Raw genomic sequence first — 18,056 nt, 5'->3', positions numbered from 1 at the left:
GTGGTTTTCGGCGGCGAGAGGTTGACGGCAGATATAGCACGGATGGTCGAGGCGTCGATCGGGGGGTGCCACGTGGCACGCCCTCGCTTCAGACGACCCGCAGAACCCGCGCCTCTACCGGCTGCTCGATCCCCTTCAGCGACAGCGATCGTGCTTCGGTGCCGCCCATCAGTTCGGGGGCCTGGAGGGCGGTTTCCAGCGAGACGAGGATTTCGCCGGGGGCTGCCTGCGACTCCAGCCGAGCCGCCTGGTTCACCACGCCGCCGATCGCGGTGAAATCGCTGCGGAAGCTGGAGAATTCGCCGATCTGCACATCGCCGGTATGGATGCCGACGCCGACGCCGAGCGGCTGGCCGATATCGAGGGCGGCCAGCGCCTCTTCGCATAAGCGCTGGATGTCCTTGCCCGCCATGATCGCGGCTGCGGCATGGTCCGCGCGCTTGATCGGGAAATTGAAGATCGCCATCAGCCCGTCGCCCATCTGCTTGTTGACGATGCCGTCATTGGCCCAGATCGCCTGTGCCGCGCGATCCTGAAACAGGCTGACGATCTGGCTGAGCTCGATTGCGCCGATCCGTTCCGACAGGCCGGTATAGCCGCGGATATCGGCAAAGAGGATGGTGGCGCCTGCGGTGATGTGGCGCTGCTTCTTCACATATTGGAAGGAGCGCTCGCAGATCGTGCAGATGTCGGGGTTCATCTTGCTGCGCGTAATGCCGAAGGCGCGCAACGGCAGCGAGAGCGGGCCGCGTATGGGGATCGGCATATGCATCTGGTCCCAGCAGCCGCGGCAGATGCCTGCGCTGCCGGATCGTGCCGGCTGTCCTGATATCGCTGATATCGCCATTGCCGCATTCTCCTGATGACAGAAAAGGAGCTTCTGCCTATCGGGCGGTTTTGGCAACTGTTCAGCTGAGGCAGGGTGCCTATGCGCTGTCCGGCAGGACATTTCGCGCGTCTGCCGCACGCAGCCGCTTTTCAGCGAGCGCGATGAAGGCGCGCACCAGCGGCGAGAGGTGCTTGCTGCTGGGATAGACCACATGCAGGCCACCCGAGGCCGTCGTATAATCCTCGAGCACGCGCAGCAGCCGCCCATCTGCGATGCAGGCGAAAGCGACCCCGTAAGGCAGCTGTGCGATGCCGTAGCCGGCGATCGCCGCCTCCATGACCGCCTGCATTTCATTGGCGGCGAAGCGTCCTGATACCGACACCGTTTCCGGCCCCTGTGGGCCGTCCAACACCCATTGCGCATGGGCGGCAGATGGCCCGGCGATGACGCAGTCATGGCCCGCGAGATCATCAGGTGCGGAAGGCCGGCCGGCGCGGGCGAGATAGGCGGGGCTGGCGCAGAGCAGGCGATAGGTGGGGCCGAGGCGGCGGGCAATCAGGGTGGAACCCTCCAGCAGTCCTGTGCGGAATGCGAGGTCTATGCCATTGTCGACGAGGTTCAGCCGCTCGTCGGTCAGCCGCAGCTCAACCTTGGCTTTCGGATAGGTCGCCATGAATTCGAAAATCGCCTCCTGCAGGAAGTGGCCACTGAAGCCGACGGGAGCCGATATGCGAATCGTGCCGGAGGGCTCGGCCTGCGCTTCGGCGAGCCTGATGTTGGCGGCCTCGATCTTCCTGAGCGCCGCGCTCGCCTCCGCATAGTAGAGCCTCCCGGCCTCCGTCATGCCGAGGCTGCGGGTCGTGCGCTGCAGGAGGCGCACGCCGAGGTCGCGTTCGAGGGCCGCAACCCGGCGGCTGACCGTCGTCTTGGGCATGGAAAGCAGCCGGGCAGCGGCGGTGAAGCTGCCGGTTTCGACGACGCGGGAGAAGATCACGATATCGTTGAGATCGATCATTGTTGCTCTCAATGGGACGATGTTTGGCATTTTTAGGCCATTATGACCCAATGCAACAATCCTAAATCTGCATCATCAGCAATTGTCATCGGCAATAGAAGGAGCAGAGACATGAGCAATAGCAGAACCATTCTCGTATCGGGCGCAACCGGCCAGCAGGGCGGCGCCGTCGCCCGCGCGCTCGCCGCACGCGGCCACCGCGTCAAGGGGCTGACACGGCGGCCGGACAGCGATAACGCCAAGCGGCTTGCCGCTGACGGTATCGAGGTCGTCGTCGGCGATCTCGACGACAAGGCGTCGGTCGTCAAGGCCGCCAGGGGCGTCGACACGATGTACCTGATGGGCAACAGCTACGAGGCCGGCGTCGAAGCGGAGACACGCCAGGGGATCGCGGCTGCCGATGCGGCCAAGGAGGCCGGGATCGGCCATCTCATCTATGGCTCGGTCGCCGATGCCGACAGGAAGACCGGCATTCCGCATTTCGACAGCAAATATCTGGTCGAACAGCATGTCGCCGGGCTCGGCATTCCCTGTACGATCAGCGCCCCGGTCGCCTTCATGGAAAACACCGTCGCTCCCTGGGCGATCGGCGGCCTGAAGCAGGGCGTCTATGCCGCAGCCCTGCCGCCGGCCCGCAAGCTGCAGCAGATTGCCATCGACGATATCGGCCATTTCGTCGCCGCGCTTGCCGAGCGCCGCGAACAGGTCTTCGGCAAGCGTTTCGATATTGCCGGCGACGAACTCTCCGGCGAGGAGCAGGCGAGGATTCTCGCCGAAGCAATCGGCCGGCCGATCCGTTTCCAGGAGCTGCCGATTGCGGCCATGCGCCAGCAAAGCGAGGATGCGGCGCTGATGTATGAATGGTTCGACCGCACGGGCTATTCCGCCGATATCGCTGCGCTGCGCCGCGATTTTCCCGATGTCGCCTGGCACAGCTATGCCGACTGGGCGAAGGGGTACGACTGGAGCGTGCTCGACAAGGCGTGAGGGGCGTAGGTTTATAGGTGTGACAACCGCAGCTTCCGTCATCCTCGGGCTTGTCCCGAGGATCTATTCCTGGTCCTATTCGTAGAGGCGTTGCAGATGCTGGGACAAGCCCCAGCATGACGGAGGTGGGGCCGGGCCTGTGGTCACGTGGCAACGTTCTTCTCACCCCTGCGTTCTCGGGAGGCACCTGGGTGATTGCGAAACGGAGGGCGAAGAAGAGACCGCTCTTGACGACCGGCAGCCGGACGCCACTTCAACCGTCACTTAAAGCGGGGGTTCCGGTGCACCGGTTCGATCATTATCTGGTTTTCATTCTGCTGAGCCTGGGCGGCGGGCTTCTGATCGGCCTCATCAATATGCCGGGCGAATGGTATGACGCGCTTGCCAAGCCCTGGTTCACGCCGCCGAACTGGCTGTTCGGTCCTGCCTGGACGATCCTCTATATCCTGATCGGCATAGCAGGCGCGCGGACTTTCGAGCAGAGCAGGACTTCGCCTGCGATGATCGCCTGGATCGCCCAGCTTGTCCTGAATTTCGCCTGGTCGCCGGCCTTTTTCGGCCTGCAGCTTCCCGCACTCGGCCTGGCGATCATCATCGCCCTGCTGCTCTCGATCCTTGCCTTCATCGGCCTTTCATGGCGGCGGGACCTGATATCATCGGCGCTGTTCATTCCCTACGGCCTGTGGGTCGGGTATGCGACTGCGCTCAATGCGGCGATCGTCTCGATGAATTAGGGCTTGGTTCTGCTTGCGGCGATTGGTACGCAGTCGTAAAAATGGGGCGGACATTGTGCCGTTTTCGAGGGGAGACTGCTATGCCGTCGAGTTTCAATGTCGAAAGTGCCGATGGTTACGAGCAGCTGATGGGACGCTGGAGCAAAAAGCTCGCGCCCCAGCTCATCGATTTCGCCGGACTTGCGGATGGGGAAAGCGTTCTCGATGTAGGCTGCGGCACGGGAAGCCTCGCCTTCACGCTGGCGGAAAATCCCCGTCTCGGCGCGATCTCGGCCATCGATTTTTCGCCTGTCTTCGTCGAGGCCGCAAACCGGCGCAACACGGACCGGCGCGTCACGATCCAGCAGGCGGATGCCTGCGCGCTGCCCTTCGAGGATAACAGCTTCGACCGGGCGCTCTCGCTGCTCGTGCTGCATTTCGTACCCGAGGCCGGCAAGGCGGTGGCCGAGATGCGGCGGGTCGTGCGTCCTGATGGTGTCGTTGCCGCTGCCGTCTGGGATCATTATGGCGGCATGTCCGGCATGCGCATGATGTGGGATACCGTGGTGATGATCGACGCCAATGCGCGAGCCATGCGCCACCGCTATTCTTTCCAGCCGATGACACAGCCGGGAGAGATGAAGGCGAGCTTTGTCGGCAACGGCCTTGTCGATGTCGAGGAAACCTCGCTGACTATCCGCATGGATTACGGCTCGTTTGCCGACTACTGGGCGCCGATCGCTGCCGGCGAAGGCCCGCTCGGCAAATATGTGGCAGGGCTGGATGCGGAAATGCGCAGGAGGGTCGATGCTGCGGTCAGGGATGCATATGAGGCCGGAGAGCCTGATGGACCGCGGTCGTTTGCGTCGGTGGCCTGGGCCTGCCGGGGCAGGGTGCCGGGGTGAGCCGGCGCTAGCTGCCGTGGTCTATTCCCGCCGAAAACCCTGCGACTGGCTCAGTCCACTGCTGCTCTGCGATTGCGATTGGCCTGCCTGATCGTTACGAGGTTTCGCTTCCATCTTCTTCGCGCTTTCCTCGAGCGTCTCGCTGCTGCCGGATGCCATCTTCGGCACGCCAGTTTCCTCGCCAACCTGAGCGTCATTGGAGACGGCGGGTTCGTCGGCGGCCGGTGCGGCATCATCCGATACGGTCGACGATGCCATCGCGCGTTCCGTTGCAGACTGATCCGGCGCGAACGCGTCTTCCGATACGGTGATGTCGCCTTCCGCCGCACCGTTGCGTTCGTAGCTCGAGACGTCATGGGCTTCGGTGGAGCGCTGGGCTTCCCAGCCTTCGCGCCGCCAGTGGTCGGCGCGTTCGTCCATGTCGATCGAGCCTTCGTCGTCAAGGATATCATGCGCGGTCTCATAGTTTGCATCGTCGACCTGCAGGGAAACGAGGAAGCCGCCACGGCGCAGGCCTTCGGCATAGACGGCGCGATCCTCATCGGGAAAGAGCCAGCCCGCCAGCATCGCCCAGAAGCCGGAGCGGTCGTCGCTTGCGACATTGGCGCGGTCGCCGTCAGCCTCGTAGCCTGGCAACAGGCGGATCGAATCCGCCGGAATGCCCGCATCCTTGAGGCGCTCGACGCTGCGTTCGGCGTTGTCGCGGCTGTCGAAGAAGGCGGTCAGGCTGCTCGTGGCCGTGTCCGTCGCAAAGGTCGGGGTGTTCTCGTTGTGAAGATTTGCCATGTGATCACTCCCTTGCATTCGATCATCATCGATGCGCCGGATGCCGCCTCTGCTCTCGCAGCCGGTTTCGGCGCCTTATGATGACAACGGGTGCGATTCCGGAAGGTTCCACTCCGGCGGGCAGCAGAGCGTGTCAGCCCTGAAGCATATCGGTTGTCAGATACGGGATTTCCGGCGGTTGCGGTAAGAACCGAGGCTGACGACATTCGGCCCAAGGTCGTGCGGCGCTTTGCCCGCGCGTTCGGTAGCCGGTTGAGCCTCCTTCACCGGCACCTCAGCCTGCGCTCGCAGGTCCCGGACATCGCCATAGAGCCGCGCCACCAGCTTCCGGTAATAATCGACGATCCGCTGATGCTCTTCGCGCGTGATATACCGCTCCCGAAACGACTGAACCATGGCACTTCACCTGCTCGATTGCAGAAGGAAAACTTCCGGCAGGAGAGACGGTTCCGAAGCGGTTCTCCTATGGTTAAGGTTTCGTTGCCCCGCGCTTCCTCACCGCGGTCGGCGGATCGCCCGCACCTTGCCGCTGCTTCCGCCGCCGGCATAGAATACGTCGCTGCCATCCGATTCCAGCCCGGAAATGCCCGTGCCATCAGGCATGTCCAGCCGTTCCAGAACGTCGCCGGTCTTGGGATCGATGCGGCGCAGGTCGCTTTTGTCATCCTGCCAGGTGGCGTGCCAAAGCTCGCCATCCACCCAGGTCACACCGGTGACATGGCGCTTGGATTCGATGGTGCGCAGGATCTTGCCGGTCTCCGGATCAATCTGGTGGATGCAGTTTTCGCGATATTGGCCGACCCAGAGGCTGCCTTCGCACCACGCCATGCCGGAATCGGCGCCTTTGCCGGGGGCGGGGATGGTGGCGACGACGGTGCCGGTTTCAGGGTCGATCTTGCGGATCTTGTCTTCGGCGATCTGGAAGAGATAGCGCCCGTCAAAGGCGGTGCCGGCATGAGCGGCGACGTCGATGGCGGTGATTTCCGTGCCGCTGTCGGGATCGAGCGCCCGCAGGTTTTCACCGGCGGCAAACCAGACCTTGCTGCCGTCATAAGTGACGCCGCCGATGTTGCGCGCGCCTTCGAAGGGGCCATATTCGCGGATGACCTCTGCCTGCGATGTTTTCATGGTGTTTCCGTCCTCTGTTACAGGAGAGATGTTAGTCGCTCGGCAGCGGGCCGGGGAGTAACAATGTCGTCGGGAAGCCGACGACAGGCGGCATCATCCAGCGGCGTGCTCTCCCGTTGCCGAAAAACTGCACCTTGCCGGCCGCTTCAAGCGCGTCGAGCGCCCGCTGCACCGTGCGCGGGCTCAAGTTCAGCGCAATCGCTAGCGCCGTGCTGGACCAGGATTCGCCATCGGCGAGAAGTGCCAGCAGGAAGGCATGCTCCTCCTCGATTGGTGGCGCGAGCACCGTAACGGGGCGTCCATCATGCGGGATCAGCGCAAAGCCGTGGCTCGTCGCCTTTACGTCAGCAAGATCGGCAAGGGCCGCACGCAGCCGGCCGATCTCGACGCGCAGCCGCGCCCGGTGGGATTCATCGGCGTGGCGGGCGCGGAAGGCGCGGGCAAGCAGGGTTGAGCGGGAGACATCGGATGGCGCGGCCTCGGCGAGCGCGCGGGCGAGCGCAAACAGTACCGGCCGGCTTGCGAGCGGCACGATCTCGCCGCCCGCGCGCACGACGTTGCGGCAGGCATCGATGACGAGCGTATCGGAGGCAAGCAGCGCCTCGACCTCCTGAAGCTGCAGCAGCCGTTCCGTGCCGCCATCGATCAGCCGGGCGGCGGGTGCTTCCAGAACCTTTGCCGCATCGCGTACCTCTATGGCGAGGGATGGTATATCGGCCTTCAATGCTGCCTCTGCCGCCCTCGCCAGGGCCTGGCGCGCCGGCTCCGTGCGCAGCCTGCGGATCGCGACGCCGGCAAGGGCGAGCTCATGGCCGGCGCGGGCGGCCGGCGGCAGCGGCGAGGGGTCGAGACCGGCGAGGAGCTTTTCGGCGGCATCGAGGTGGCCGATCAGGAGCAGGCGGCGGATCTGCAGGTGGCGGGCATGGGCGGCGTTGACGCGGTCGCCGCGCCTTTCGAGCGTCACGCGCGCGCCTTCCAGCGCCTTTTCCGGCCAGGTGAGATCGCGCGAGACGAGGGCGATTTCGGCTTCCGCGACGATGCAGCGGGCGCGGGCCACAGCCTCGCGCGGACCGAATGCCCGGGCAGCGCTCTTCAAAAGCGCCTTGGCGCGGGGGAGGTCGCCGAGTTGGGCCATGGCAATGCCGCGGAGCGCCAGCGCCGGTGGGTCGTCGCGCAGCGCTACGCGCTTCATGGCGCCCAGCGCATCGCCCACGGCCAGCGCCTGTGCGGCAGCCAGGATCAGCGAGTCCATCGGAATCCCGTCACACTTGTAACTCCCACCCTTGCGATATCAGACCTAGTTTATTCCCCATCGGCAGGCAACGGCCCGCCGGCTTTGACCTTTCAACGTAAAGTGAGGAGAAGATCCATGGTGATGCACAAGACCGGAACACGGGCGGAATGGCTGCAGGCGCGGCTGGCGCTGCTCGACGAGGAGAAGGATCTGACGCGCCGCAGCGATGCACTGGCCGAGCGCCGCCAGGAGCTGCCCTGGGTGAAGATCGACAAGGATTATCGGTTCGAGACCGAAGCCGGCATCGTGCCGTTTTCGGCACTCTTCAAGGGCCGCTCGCAGCTGCTCGTCTATCACTTCATGTTCGGGCCGGACTATACGGCCGGCTGCCCATCCTGCTCGGCGATCGCCGATGGCTTCAACGGCGTCACCGTGCATCTGGAAAATCACGATGTCGCCTTTACCGCCATCTCCCGCGCGCCGCTGGCCAAACTCCTGGAATTCAAGCGCCGTATGGGCTGGACCTTCGACTGGGCCTCGTCGGCCAGCAGCGATTTCAACCGTGATTTCAATGTGGTGTTCACGCTGCAGGAACAGCGCGACGGCAGCATCGAATATAACTATCGCCGCGAACCGCCGAACCCGGATGCGCAGGCCGGCAAGAGGGTACAGGAATGGGAGCTGCGCGGCGGCGAAGGCCCGGTGGCGCAGATGGCCGCAACGACGGGCACCGATATCTCCACCTACACCCGCGACCGCCCCGGCCTCAGCGCCTTCGTCCTGCAGGACGGCGAGATCTACCACAGCTACTCCTCCTATGCCCGCGGGCTGGACGGGATCTGGGGCATGTACCAGCTGCTCGACCGCGCACCGCTGGGGCGCAACGAAACGGGTGTGTGGTGGCGTCACCACGACCGTTACGAGGCAGGGGTATGAGCACGCCTTCGAAGATGGGGGCCGGCCTCAGCGCCGGCCCGCTTCTGCCCGGTATCGCGCGCGGGCTATCGCTTGCGGCAGCGCCCACCTTTGCCGTGATGGCTGCGCTCTCGGCAAGCGATCAGGCGGTAGACATGATCTGCTCGATGGGCGGAATGCCGATGCATGGCGCATCGGCCTTCAGCGGCATGGCGGCCATGTATGGGCTGATGAGCCTGTTCCATGTCGGGCCGTGGTTACGGTGGATGGGCGGCGAGAGACACGAAGCCCCCTGCGCTCCCAAGACCTGAAAGGCGGGGCTGTGCTGGGCACGCGCCTCTCTCCTGCTGGGCCGCCGCCGAGGAGGGGCGCCGATGCAATCGCTCCCGGACAGCGATGGTCATCGTGTCCGTCTTCGCCTTGCGGGCATCCGACCGCTGCGTAATGCCTAGTTCTGGTCCGAATTTCTGATCCCGGCCGGTTTCTCCTTTTTTAAGATCATTGTCCTACCGTCTCTGAAGCGCCGGTTCTGTATTGCGTCCGCCGCGAGGGGTCATGGATAGTAATTTCGCCTTCCTGCTGCCGGTCATGATGCTGATTTTCGGCTGCACCTTCCTGCTCGTCGGCCGGTTCGGGTCGCGGGAAGCGAAATTGTGGGGGCCGGGCTATCTTTTCTCTGCGGCCGCGTTTTCCGTTCCGCTTTTCGATAGCCTGCTTGAAGAGCGCACCGCCTCTGCCATTGCCGATGCGTTGTTCCTTCTCGCGTTCATTTTCTATTCCGGCGCAGTGCTCGCCCGTTTCAAACGGCCTTCCTATTTCCGGCTGCGTCTTGCCTTTGCCGGGTTGATGTATGCGGGCATGCTCTATGCGGCGCTGGTGGCCGTCAGCATTCCAGCAGAGTTCCTGCTGAACGATCTTGCCTGCGTGGCGCTGCTCGGCTTTGCTGTCGCTGTCAGTCTGCGGCACATGCGCCATGCGGCTGACAAGCTGCTGCTTGCCGTCTCCGGCCTCGTCGTTGCCGATATCATCATCCGCAATGTGGTCTTCGTCTTCATCGTGCCATCTTATGGCGGCCACGAGGATTTCATCTCGTCGCAATATGCCTTCACGATGCAGGCGACGGCTTCCATCCTGGCGCTGATGTTTGCGCTTTCGGCGCTTGCGGCAACGACGCTCGATACGATCGCCGCGCATCGCGACGCCGCGGAGCGCGATCCGATGACCGGCATGCTGAACCGGCGTGGCTTCGATCGCATGGTCGAGGAGAGGAAAGGGGCGCAAGGCGCCGTCATCATCTGCGACATCGACAATTTCAAATGGGTGAACGACACGTTTGGCCACGGACCCGGCGACGAGGTGATCCGCGCCTTTGCCGAGATGCTGCAGGCGCGGCTGCCGGAGGGCTGCTTTGCGGCGCGGTTCGGTGGCGAGGAATTCGTGATCTTCCTGCCGGCAACGCCGCTGGCTTCGGCTGCCGATTTCGCCAACCGGCTGCGTCTTGCCTTTGCCAGCGCTAACCGCAAGCCGAACGGCTTCGACGGCGGGCCGATCGGTTTCGACGGCGGGATCACCGCAAGCTTCGGTGTCGCCGCCGCCAATTCTGCCGATCATTCTCTCTATGAGCAGATCGCGCGGGCCGACAAGGCGCTGTACGCCGCAAAGGACGCAGGGCGAAACAAGGTGATGGTCGAGGGCGAGCCGCCCAGCGACATGTCGAGCCCGCGTCTTTATCGCGCATCGGAAAAGCACGGCGGCTGAGGCAATATTAGTCGATCAAGGCTTGATTGCCTGAAAACCGCTGCTAACCGTGCGGTCCACTTTCGGCTTCACCTACAGGATCAGCCCATGCCGTTTTCGCTCAACCCGGCCGCCTTCTGGCCGGTGATCATGCTCTTTGCCTCCAACATCTTCATGACCTTTGCCTGGTATGGGCATCTGAAGCACAAGGGCAGCGCGATCTTCCTCGCCATTCTCGCCAGCTGGGGCATCGCCTTCTTCGAATATTGCCTGGCGGTTCCCGCCAACCGCATCGGCTCGGCCGTCTATTCGACGGCGCAGCTGAAGACGATGCAAGAGGTCATTACGCTGATCGTCTTTGCCGGCTTCTCGATTTTCTGGCTTGGCGAGGACCTGACCTGGAACCATGCCATCGGCTTTGCGCTGATTGCTATCGGCGCGTCCTTCATCTTCCGGGGTTGACGGGATATCTGCCCGGGAGGCTGGAGACTCTGTCGCCGGCCGCCACTACCAGACGATGACGACAGGTTCGACCTGTGTGTCCGCCGCTTCGCAGGCTTTGACAAAGTCGACGACGCAAGGGCAGGCAGCGTGGCAAATGCGGCGATGCAACCTGTCTATCCTAACGATTTCAATAGATTACAAATCGTCCATGTCGGAAAATCGCCGCATTTCCTACAGACTGCCGTCGCAATTGGCTGAGACCCTGTCACCGTCTGGTGATGAGGAGGTGAGTGGTCATGAGCCTGTCTTTTCCGACGATGGCGGCGATCCGTTTCGGCTATGGGTTGCGGCCGGGCGAGGCCTTGCCGCAAACCAAGGATGATCTGATCGCGCAGGTAACGCGCGGTGCCGGCAGCGTGCCGCGCTTTCCGGTCGGCGGCATCGAGGCGCGGCGTGCTGCGCTGCTCGACCTGCAGGACCGGCTGAAACAGATCCGGCAGACCGATGGCGACGATCTCGATCGCCGGCAGCAGCGGCGGCTTCTGCAGCGCCACGCGCAGATGCTCTTCCAGATGGATGCCAATGCGCGGCTGATGCAGGCGGTGCTTTCGCCCGATGGTTTCAACGAGCGGCTCGCGACCTTCTGGACCAATCATTTTTCCACGAGTGCCGCCAAGAGCCTGCCAATGCGGCTGATCGTGCCGCTTTACGAGGCAGTGGCAATCCGGCCTTACATGGGCGGGAAATTCGCAACGCTGCTGCGCCGCGCCACGGAGCATCCCTCCATGCTGATCTATCTCGATCAGGCCCAGTCGCTCGGGCCGGATTCCCAAGGCGGCATGCGGCGCAATAAGGGACTGAACGAAAATCTCGGCCGCGAGCTTCTGGAATTGCACACACTCGGCGCCGGCAGCGGCTATACGCAGGCCGACGTGCGCTCGGCGGCCATGGTGCTGACCGGGCTCACCGTCGACCAGAAGGAGATGGAGACGGACTTCCGCCCGCAGATATCCGAGCCCGGCAGACATGAAGTGCTCGGTGTGAGCTATGGCGGGGCGAAGCGCAGGCGCGAGGATTATCTCGCGATGCTTGACGATCTCGCGGCCAATCCGAAGACGGCCGAGCATATCAGCCGCAAGCTTGCGGTGCATTTCATCTCGGACCAGCCGCCGCAGGATATGATCGCTGCCATGAGTGAAGCATGGAAGAAGACGGATGGCGAGCTATCGGCCGTCTACCGTGCCATGCTCGACCATCCGGCCGCTTGGCGGGATGAGGGCGCCAAGGCGCGCCAGCCTTTCGATTTTATCGTCACCGGGCTTCGGGCGCTGAACAGCGGCGCGGGCGCGGGCGATGTCGCTGCCTTCATGCAGGCCTATCAGCAGGAAGATAGCGATGGCGACGACATGATGGCAATGACGCGGGCGAAGGATGCCGAATCGGATAGGCGATCGCCGGATGCGCAAGCTCCTGATACTGAAGCGCCCGATGCTCAGGCAATGAACGCGCCGCCGAGCCTCGATGACGAGGCCAGGATCAAGCGGCGCAAGGCTTTCCAGATGGCGCGCGCGCTCGGGCAGGGCGCTCTTCGCCGCATGGGCCAGCCGACGTGGCTGCCGCCAAGCCCGGCCGGCTTCGAGGAAAATTTTTCCGCCTGGATTACCGCAAGCCAGCTTTCGGAGCGCCTGTCATGGGCACGCCGCGCCAACGCCCAGTTCGGCAAGGATGCCGATCCGCGCGAATTCCTGAAAGCAACGCTCGCCGATGCCGCCCGTGACGAGACGATCCGTGTCGTGTCGCAGACACCGAACAAGATCAGCGGCTTGACGCTGGTGCTCGCTTCTCCCGAATTCAATCGCCGATAGGAGCCTGTCATGACAGAGTTTACGCTTTCCCGGCGCGGTTTCCTTGCCTCCGCCTGCTGTCTTGCCGCAGCACCCATCGTCACGCCCGTCACTTTCGCGGCGATGCCAGGCGAAAACAGGTTCGTGACGATCGTGCTGCGTGGCGCGATGGACGGGCTCGATCTCGTACAGCCTTACGGCGATGCCGGTTTTGCGGCTTTTCGGCCGACCTTGGCGCTGACGCCGGACAAGGGGCTCATCGATCTCGACGGGCATTTCGGCCTGAACCCGGCGGCCGCCGATCTGATGCCGCTCTGGAAGGCGAAGGAGCTTTCTTTCGTCCATGCCGTTTCGACGCCCTATCGCGACCAGCGCAGCCACTTCGACGGGCAGGACATGCTGGAATCCGGCGGCGAGCATGTGGCCGAGGAGAGGACCGGCTGGCTCAATCGGGCGCTTGCCGTCATCCCGCGGTCGGAGGCGCGAAAGGCGATCGACGTCAACACCTCCACGGAGCTGATCCTGACGGGCCCCAACAATGTCGATGTCTGGGCTTCCGATTCCAATCTCGGACCTGCCAAGGACGAGATGCAGTTCCTGATGCGCCTCTATGCCGGCGATCCGGCCTTTGCCAAGGCGATGGACGAGGCGATGCGGGCCAACAGCGCTTCCATGATGGCTGAACCTTTCAGCCAGCGCGGCGAGAAGATCACCGATGTGGCGGCTCTTGCCGGCAACATGCTGAAGGGCGATTACCGCATTGCCAGCTTCTCAATCACCGGCTGGGATACGCATGTCGGCCAGCTTAACCAGTTCAAGCGGCCGGTGCAGGATCTGGCACAGGCGATCACGACATTGAAGGCGACGATGGGGGCCGGTCTCTGGTCGAAGACGGTGGTGCTCGCCATGACCGAATTCGGCCGGACGGTGCGCGAGAACGGTTCCGGCGGCACGGACCATGGCACGGGCGGCTGCGCGGTGCTGGCGGGCGGAGCAATCGATGGCGGGCGCATTCTCGGTAAATGGCCGGGGATTGCCGATGGCAGCCTGCTCGACGATCGCGACCTGATGCCGACCGCCGACGTGCGGGAACTGGCGGCGGCGATGCTTTATCGGCAATTCGATGTGTCGGCCGGGGACCTGACTGGGAACATTTTCCCGGGGCTGAGTTTCGACAAGGGGTCGCAGTTTTTGCGGGCTTGAGGCATCCTCACCTCCCTCATTCTGTGACAAACACAGCAATGAGGAAGAAGCGAGGCCTCAAATGAAATCATACAGCCGGAAGATCCACGTAATCTGGTAGATGAGGCCAATGCTCACGAACACCGCATGAAACCGGCGGTTCGCCGTCCACGCGGCTACGATACACAGAACGATATAGACGGCATTCCTCACCGGGTATTCCCATCCGAGCGCCGCGAGATATGCTTTCCCCTTCAGCAGCGTGTCGAGAAAATCCACCACATAGGTCACAGCCAGCATGCCGAAGAACCAGCGCCGCCGGGAGATGAAATATTCCTCGTAGCCGCCGTAATCCTCGATCGTCGTCGGGAAGATCAGCACGCAAAGGAAGAAGAACAGGCAGCAGAAACTGATGAGGAAGAGGTAGACGCCGAAGGAGATGACGGCGAGCGACTGCAGGCGATACTCCCACCACCAGAAATGGATGATGAACAGGAACATCGAGGCGACCCAGCCGAGATGCACCCAATAGACCCTGAACTTGCCGGGCGATTGCACGATGCCGCCGAGGCCGGTCAGCAAGCGGGCGAGCGAGAGGCCGATCACCATCGACATCACGGTGCGGATGTAGACGTAGACTTCCGGTGTCGCGGCCGCCTGCATCATCTCACTCCTGGGGGACGACCTTGGGTTTGCCGTCCTCGTCCAGCGCCACCATGATGAAGGTGCCTGCGGTGACCTTTTCCTGCTGGTTGTAGCGTGAGCGGTGCGCCCAGGCTTCCACTCGCAGCGTGATCGAAGTGCGCCCGACGCGCTCCACATGGGTATAGATCGACAGCGTATCGCCGATCTTGACCGGCAGTTCGAAGGCCATTTCCTTGACCGCGGCGGTGACGACGCGGCCCCTTGCGCGCTCGGCGGCGCGGATGCCGCTCGCCAGGTCCATCTGCGCCATGACCCAGCCGCCGAAAATATCGCCGGCCGGATTGGCGTCTCCAGGCATGGCGAGCGTACGCAAGGTGAGTTCGCCTGTCGGCTTGGCGGCATCGGTCATCAAGGGCTCCTTATCTGGCCGGTGATTCATGTAGAGTCACCCTAATGCAAAGGCCAGGCGGTGCGAAGGCCCGCAAAACCGACTGTTCGGGCCGTGTGCCCGAAAGATATCGGCTGGTTGCGCAAAATCGTCAGCCGTTTAAATGCGGTTTGAATTCAATTGCTTGATGTTGCAGCGTGGCCGCCTGATCGCCTCACGCAGCGTTTTTTCAAAATATTCTAATCAAGTTTTACCGTCCGGTAAGCGACCTCCATCAGTATCTGTTCATTGTCACATATGAGAGCCGCCGGAACCCCATGCGCAACATCAGGATTTCAACCCGCCTCTACAGCCTCGTCGCCTTCGCGCTTGTCGTGCTGGCCGCGACGATGATCTTCTTTCTCAACTATTCCTATCAGGAGCTGGAGGCCGAGCGCAAAGCCGGTCTGGCGCAGATGGACGCCACGGCGCTTGCCATCTTCGATAAATATTACAAGCTGGAGCAAGCGGGCACGATGACCCGCGAGCAGGCGCAGGAGGCCGCCAAGGAAGTAATCGCCTCGATGCGCTACGGCGGCGGTACCGGCTATTTCTGGATCAACGACATGCATCCTGTCATGGTGATGCATCCGGTCAAGCCCGAACTCAACGGCAAGGATCTCACACAGAACAAGGACCCGAACGGCAAGTTCCTGTTCGTTGAATTCGTCAATACGGTGAAGGCGAACGGGCAGGGCTTCGTAGATTACTATTGGCCGAAACCCGGCGCCGACCAGCCGGTGCTGAAATATTCGCACGTGGCAGGTTTTCAGCCCTGGGGCTGGGTCGTCGGCACCGGCGTCTATGCGGATGACCTTGCTGCGCTCTATCGCCAGAATGCGATCTGGGCCGCGGCTCTCTGCCTGATCGGCGCCATCGCCACCCTCGCCATCGCCTATGCCATCGTGCGCAGCGTGACGACGCCGGTTGCACGTCTGAAGGCCGCTATGAATGCGATTGCCGACGAAGACGCTTCCGTGGAGATATCAGACGCCGACCGGCGCGACGAGATCGGCCAGATGGCGAAATCGCTGATCGTGCTGCGCGACTCCGTTGCCGAGCGGGCGGAACTGCGCGTTCGCGAAGACGAGCGCCGGCAGGAGATCGAAAGCGAGCGGCGCGGCAACGAGGCGAGCCTGCGCTCGTCCTCCGAACGCCAGACGGCGGCGATGCGCGCGCTCGGCGCCGGGCTGGAACGGCTTGCAGCGGGTGACCTGACGGTTGCAATCGATGATCTCGGCCAGGATTACGCCAAGCTCAGGTCCGACTTCAACGCCGCCGTCGATGCGTTGAACAGCGTCATCAATGCGATCGCGGAATCGAGCCATGTCGTCAATGACAGCGCCCGAGATATCAGCGAGGCGACCAACAACCTCTCCAAGCGCACCGAGCAGCAGGCCGCAGCGCTCGAAGAGACGGCAGCCGCGCTGGACGAGATCACCGCCACGGTGCGCACTGCCTCCGAGCGTGCCAATGAGGCACGCAACATGGTGGCGGAGACGAAGACGAGTGCCGGCAAATCCGGCGAGATCGTCCGCAATGCCGTCTCGGCCATGAGCCGCATCGAGAATAGTTCAAGCCGCATCAGCCAGATCATCGGCGTCATCGACGAGATCGCCTTCCAGACCAACCTCCTGGCGCTGAACGCCGGCGTGGAAGCGGCCCGTGCGGGCGAGGCGGGCCGCGGTTTTGCCGTTGTGGCGCAGGAAGTACGCGAGCTGGCGCAGCGCTCGGCCAATGCGGCCAAGGAGATCAAGACGCTGATTTCGAGCTCGGCAGCCGAAGTCGAAGGCGGCGTGGCGCTGGTGCGCTCCACCGGCGATGCGCTGGTCGAAATCGAGGCCCTGGTGAACCGCGTCAACGCCCATGTCGACACCATCGCCACCGCCGCCCGCGAACAGGCGACCGGGCTGCACGAGATCAACACCTCGGTCAATCATATGGACCAGATGACCCAGCAGAATGCGGCGATGGTCGAGGAGACCACGGCCGCCAGCCAGACCCTTGCGGAGGAAAGCCAGCAACTGCGGGCGCTGCTGTCGAAGTTCCGGCTGCGCGGTCAGGCCGGGCAGGGTGCCCAGTACGGCCGGGCGGCTTGACAGGCTGCTGATGTGACGACAAAGGGCCGCGGCGTTGGTTGCCGCGGCCCTATGTTTTTCCTCCGAAGACAGGTCAGGTCTGGCAGCGCGTCAGCCGATACCATGCTGCTTCAAGAGCGCCTGCTCGTCGCCGGAGACCCAGCCGAAGACTTTCGCATCTCCATCCAGAACCTGCACGAGGTAATGGACCTCGAAGTCAATGTCGGTGTCCGGTTGGTCCTTGTGGGCATAAGTTGCCCTCCAGGCGACACGGGCAACACAGTGGCTCTCATCGACCGTCGAAAGGCGAATATGCCGAAGCGTCATCTCCTTGGTGCCAATGGAGCGATAGCGCTCATAACCCTGCGCCATCATCCGCTTGAGTCCATCGTCATTCTTGCTGGACCTGACTCCGGCAGGCGAGGCGGCGATGACATCGGAGGCATAGAGGGTGGCGACCTCATCCATATCGGCTTTGCCGGCGAGTGCCTGCCGGAAAAGGCGTTGGTAGCGCTCGAGTAATTTTTCTACTGCCGCTTCCATCGGTTGTTTTCCTGAGTACGGGCTCATGGTGCAGTAGGTATGGTGCCGGCTGGGGATGCCAATAGGCCCAAAGCAATGACCGGCCTTCGCGGAGGCGCCGGCGCCGGATCGACGATCCGCTTGTGGCGCTAGTGCCGTGTCGGCGTGCCCTGGTGGAAGAGCATCTGCCAGCGCCGTCCGTCGTATTTCCAGATTGAGCTGCGCAGCACATGCCGCTCTGATCTCCGCCTGCTTGCGCCATGTGCGGTAGGTCAGCAGAGCAGCATCGGCCGAGATCGGTCTTAAGGCATAGTCGCCGGAATAAAGTTCGCCGTTACCGGCGCTGTCGGTTTCCCGCAGCAGAAGTTCGATCATGTCGGCGCGCCGATAAACTGTCACCGATGCGCCGAATTCGCAAAAGCTCTCCGCCAGCAGGTCTTCCAAGGCCTGGCGGGAGCGGCGTATCTCCGGCCGATGCAAGGCCTCCTCGCGTGCACGGATTTCTTCGATGCGGATTTCAAGTGTGTTCATTTCGTTTGCGCCTTTCGCGATGTGCGGTGGAAAGCTTGAGCGGACCGGCTCACCAAACGGCTTTCAAGGGCATCCTCTAATCCCGCGGTGTGGAGATACCTCTCCAGCGAGTGTTGACCCTCACGATAAACCAT

19 protein-coding genes and 1 pseudogene are annotated in these 18,056 nt (G+C 63.0%); 10 read left to right on the top strand and 10 right to left on the bottom strand.

Going from position 1 to position 18,056, the window contains the following annotated elements; translation table 11 throughout:
- Positions 1-88: 88 nt before the first annotated feature.
- Positions 89-847 (bottom strand): adenylate/guanylate cyclase domain-containing protein, encoded by a 759-nt coding sequence (locus tag FHT78_RS00360; RefSeq protein ID WP_183738959.1) that lies wholly within the window; start codon positions 845-847, stop codon positions 89-91.
- Positions 848-926: 79 nt separating this feature from the next.
- A complete protein-coding gene (locus FHT78_RS00355) occupies positions 927-1,844 on the bottom strand; it encodes a LysR family transcriptional regulator (protein WP_183738955.1) in 918 nt (305 codons plus the stop codon).
- Positions 1,845-1,955: 111 nt separating this feature from the next.
- Between FHT78_RS00355 and FHT78_RS00350 the strand changes: the two genes are divergently transcribed.
- From FHT78_RS00350 to FHT78_RS00340, 3 genes are all read left to right on the top strand, one after another.
- Positions 1,956-2,831: an NmrA/HSCARG family protein gene (locus FHT78_RS00350; protein ID WP_183738952.1), complete on the top strand. Its 876-nt coding sequence runs from the start codon at positions 1,956-1,958 to the stop codon at positions 2,829-2,831.
- Between the two features lie 281 nt (positions 2,832-3,112).
- The gene (locus tag FHT78_RS29160) at positions 3,113-3,565 is read left to right on the top strand and encodes a TspO/MBR family protein (RefSeq protein ID WP_348644689.1); all 453 of its coding nucleotides are present in this window, start codon (positions 3,113-3,115) and stop codon (positions 3,563-3,565) included.
- A gap of 80 nt (positions 3,566-3,645) precedes the next feature.
- On the top strand, positions 3,646-4,449 hold the full coding sequence (locus tag FHT78_RS00340; protein WP_183738946.1) for a class I SAM-dependent methyltransferase: 804 nt from the start codon (positions 3,646-3,648) through the stop codon (positions 4,447-4,449).
- 21 nt (positions 4,450-4,470) lie between these two features.
- Here FHT78_RS00340 and FHT78_RS00335 read toward each other — a convergent pair whose 3' ends face one another.
- The 4 genes from FHT78_RS00335 to FHT78_RS00320 all read right to left on the bottom strand — a co-directional run bounded on the left by FHT78_RS00335 (position 4,471) and on the right by FHT78_RS00320 (position 7,615).
- Positions 4,471-5,235, bottom strand: a complete 765-nt coding sequence (locus tag FHT78_RS00335; protein WP_183738943.1) for a hypothetical protein — start codon at positions 5,233-5,235, stop codon at positions 4,471-4,473.
- Positions 5,236-5,391: 156 nt separating this feature from the next.
- Positions 5,392-5,631, bottom strand: coding sequence for a hypothetical protein (locus tag FHT78_RS00330; protein ID WP_183738940.1), 240 nt, complete (start codon positions 5,629-5,631; stop codon positions 5,392-5,394).
- Between the two features lie 99 nt (positions 5,632-5,730).
- Positions 5,731-6,363, bottom strand: coding sequence for a DUF5074 domain-containing protein (locus tag FHT78_RS00325; protein WP_183738937.1), 633 nt, complete (start codon positions 6,361-6,363; stop codon positions 5,731-5,733).
- Positions 6,364-6,394: 31 nt separating this feature from the next.
- Positions 6,395-7,615, bottom strand: coding sequence for an HTH domain-containing protein (locus FHT78_RS00320; protein WP_183738934.1), 1,221 nt, complete (start codon positions 7,613-7,615; stop codon positions 6,395-6,397).
- 117 nt (positions 7,616-7,732) lie between these two features.
- On the opposite strand from FHT78_RS00320, the gene FHT78_RS00315 reads away from it, so the two are divergent.
- From FHT78_RS00315 to FHT78_RS00290, 6 genes are all read left to right on the top strand, one after another.
- On the top strand, positions 7,733-8,533 hold the full coding sequence (locus FHT78_RS00315) for a thioredoxin family protein (protein WP_183738931.1): 801 nt from the start codon (positions 7,733-7,735) through the stop codon (positions 8,531-8,533).
- The gene (locus tag FHT78_RS00310; protein WP_246715015.1) at positions 8,530-8,823 is read left to right on the top strand and encodes a hypothetical protein; all 294 of its coding nucleotides are present in this window, start codon (positions 8,530-8,532) and stop codon (positions 8,821-8,823) included. The genes FHT78_RS00315 and FHT78_RS00310 overlap by 4 nt, the downstream gene beginning before the upstream one ends.
- Positions 8,824-9,067: 244 nt before the next feature.
- Entirely contained in the window at positions 9,068-10,270 is a 1,203-nt protein-coding gene (locus FHT78_RS00305; RefSeq protein WP_183738928.1) for a GGDEF domain-containing protein, read from the top strand.
- Positions 10,271-10,357: 87 nt separating this feature from the next.
- Complete coding sequence (locus tag FHT78_RS00300; RefSeq protein WP_183738925.1) at positions 10,358-10,711, top strand: DMT family protein; 354 nt, start codon at positions 10,358-10,360, stop codon at positions 10,709-10,711.
- Between the two features lie 278 nt (positions 10,712-10,989).
- Positions 10,990-12,558 carry a DUF1800 domain-containing protein gene (locus FHT78_RS00295; protein WP_183738923.1) on the top strand — a complete coding sequence of 523 codons (1,569 nt, stop codon included), beginning with the start codon at positions 10,990-10,992 and terminating at the stop codon, positions 12,556-12,558.
- A 9-nt stretch (positions 12,559-12,567) separates the two neighbouring features.
- A complete protein-coding gene (locus tag FHT78_RS00290) occupies positions 12,568-13,740 on the top strand; it encodes a DUF1501 domain-containing protein (RefSeq protein WP_183738921.1) in 1,173 nt (390 codons plus the stop codon).
- A 57-nt stretch (positions 13,741-13,797) separates the two neighbouring features.
- On the opposite strand, the gene FHT78_RS00285 is transcribed toward FHT78_RS00290, so the two are convergent.
- Together FHT78_RS00285 and FHT78_RS00280 are read right to left on the bottom strand one after the other, a co-directional pair.
- Positions 13,798-14,382, bottom strand: coding sequence for a hypothetical protein (locus tag FHT78_RS00285; RefSeq protein WP_183741761.1), 585 nt, complete (start codon positions 14,380-14,382; stop codon positions 13,798-13,800).
- Between the two features lie 4 nt (positions 14,383-14,386).
- Entirely contained in the window at positions 14,387-14,773 is a 387-nt protein-coding gene (locus tag FHT78_RS00280; RefSeq protein WP_037103027.1) for an acyl-CoA thioesterase, read from the bottom strand.
- Positions 14,774-15,069: 296 nt separating this feature from the next.
- On the opposite strand from FHT78_RS00280, the gene FHT78_RS00275 reads away from it, so the two are divergent.
- Positions 15,070-16,890 carry a methyl-accepting chemotaxis protein gene (locus FHT78_RS00275; RefSeq protein ID WP_183738918.1) on the top strand — a complete coding sequence of 607 codons (1,821 nt, stop codon included), beginning with the start codon at positions 15,070-15,072 and terminating at the stop codon, positions 16,888-16,890.
- Positions 16,891-16,980: 90 nt separating this feature from the next.
- Here FHT78_RS00275 and FHT78_RS00270 read toward each other — a convergent pair whose 3' ends face one another.
- Both FHT78_RS00270 and FHT78_RS29740 read right to left on the bottom strand, forming a co-directional pair.
- Positions 16,981-17,412 carry a nuclear transport factor 2 family protein gene (locus FHT78_RS00270; RefSeq protein WP_183738915.1) on the bottom strand — a complete coding sequence of 144 codons (432 nt, stop codon included), beginning with the start codon at positions 17,410-17,412 and terminating at the stop codon, positions 16,981-16,983.
- Positions 17,413-17,709: 297 nt separating this feature from the next.
- Positions 17,710-17,922, bottom strand: a pseudogene (locus FHT78_RS29740) (DUF4440 domain-containing protein); the annotation flags it as partial.
- Positions 17,923-18,056: the final 134 nt, after the last annotated feature.

Source organism: Rhizobium sp. BK196, from assembly GCF_014193255.1.
Lineage (GTDB): Bacteria > Pseudomonadota > Alphaproteobacteria > Rhizobiales > Rhizobiaceae > Rhizobium.
This window is presented reverse-complemented; position numbering and strand designations above follow the sequence as displayed.

Bases quoted from the DNA above. Each gene is read 5' to 3' on its own strand.
- FHT78_RS00360 (WP_183738959.1), bottom strand. From the start codon at position 847: ATGGCGATATCAGCGATATCAGGACAGCCGGCACGATCCGGCAGCGCA.
- FHT78_RS00355 (WP_183738955.1), bottom strand. From the start codon at position 1,844: ATGATCGATCTCAACGATATCGTGATCTTCTCCCGCGTCGTCGAAACC.
- FHT78_RS00350 (WP_183738952.1), top strand. From the start codon at position 1,956: ATGAGCAATAGCAGAACCATTCTCGTATCGGGCGCAACCGGCCAGCAG.
- FHT78_RS00340 (WP_183738946.1), top strand. From the start codon at position 3,646: ATGCCGTCGAGTTTCAATGTCGAAAGTGCCGATGGTTACGAGCAGCTG.
- FHT78_RS00335 (WP_183738943.1), bottom strand. From the start codon at position 5,235: ATGGCAAATCTTCACAACGAGAACACCCCGACCTTTGCGACGGACACG.
- FHT78_RS00330 (WP_183738940.1), bottom strand. From the start codon at position 5,631: ATGGTTCAGTCGTTTCGGGAGCGGTATATCACGCGCGAAGAGCATCAG.
- FHT78_RS00325 (WP_183738937.1), bottom strand. From the start codon at position 6,363: ATGAAAACATCGCAGGCAGAGGTCATCCGCGAATATGGCCCCTTCGAA.
- FHT78_RS00320 (WP_183738934.1), bottom strand. From the start codon at position 7,615: ATGGACTCGCTGATCCTGGCTGCCGCACAGGCGCTGGCCGTGGGCGAT.
- FHT78_RS00315 (WP_183738931.1), top strand. From the start codon at position 7,733: ATGGTGATGCACAAGACCGGAACACGGGCGGAATGGCTGCAGGCGCGG.
- FHT78_RS00310 (WP_246715015.1), top strand. From the start codon at position 8,530: ATGAGCACGCCTTCGAAGATGGGGGCCGGCCTCAGCGCCGGCCCGCTT.
- FHT78_RS00305 (WP_183738928.1), top strand. From the start codon at position 9,068: ATGGATAGTAATTTCGCCTTCCTGCTGCCGGTCATGATGCTGATTTTC.
- FHT78_RS00300 (WP_183738925.1), top strand. From the start codon at position 10,358: ATGCCGTTTTCGCTCAACCCGGCCGCCTTCTGGCCGGTGATCATGCTC.
- FHT78_RS00295 (WP_183738923.1), top strand. From the start codon at position 10,990: ATGAGCCTGTCTTTTCCGACGATGGCGGCGATCCGTTTCGGCTATGGG.
- FHT78_RS00290 (WP_183738921.1), top strand. From the start codon at position 12,568: ATGACAGAGTTTACGCTTTCCCGGCGCGGTTTCCTTGCCTCCGCCTGC.
- FHT78_RS00285 (WP_183741761.1), bottom strand. From the start codon at position 14,382: ATGCAGGCGGCCGCGACACCGGAAGTCTACGTCTACATCCGCACCGTG.
- FHT78_RS00280 (WP_037103027.1), bottom strand. From the start codon at position 14,773: ATGACCGATGCCGCCAAGCCGACAGGCGAACTCACCTTGCGTACGCTC.
- FHT78_RS00275 (WP_183738918.1), top strand. From the start codon at position 15,070: ATGCGCAACATCAGGATTTCAACCCGCCTCTACAGCCTCGTCGCCTTC.
- FHT78_RS00270 (WP_183738915.1), bottom strand. From the start codon at position 17,412: ATGGAAGCGGCAGTAGAAAAATTACTCGAGCGCTACCAACGCCTTTTC.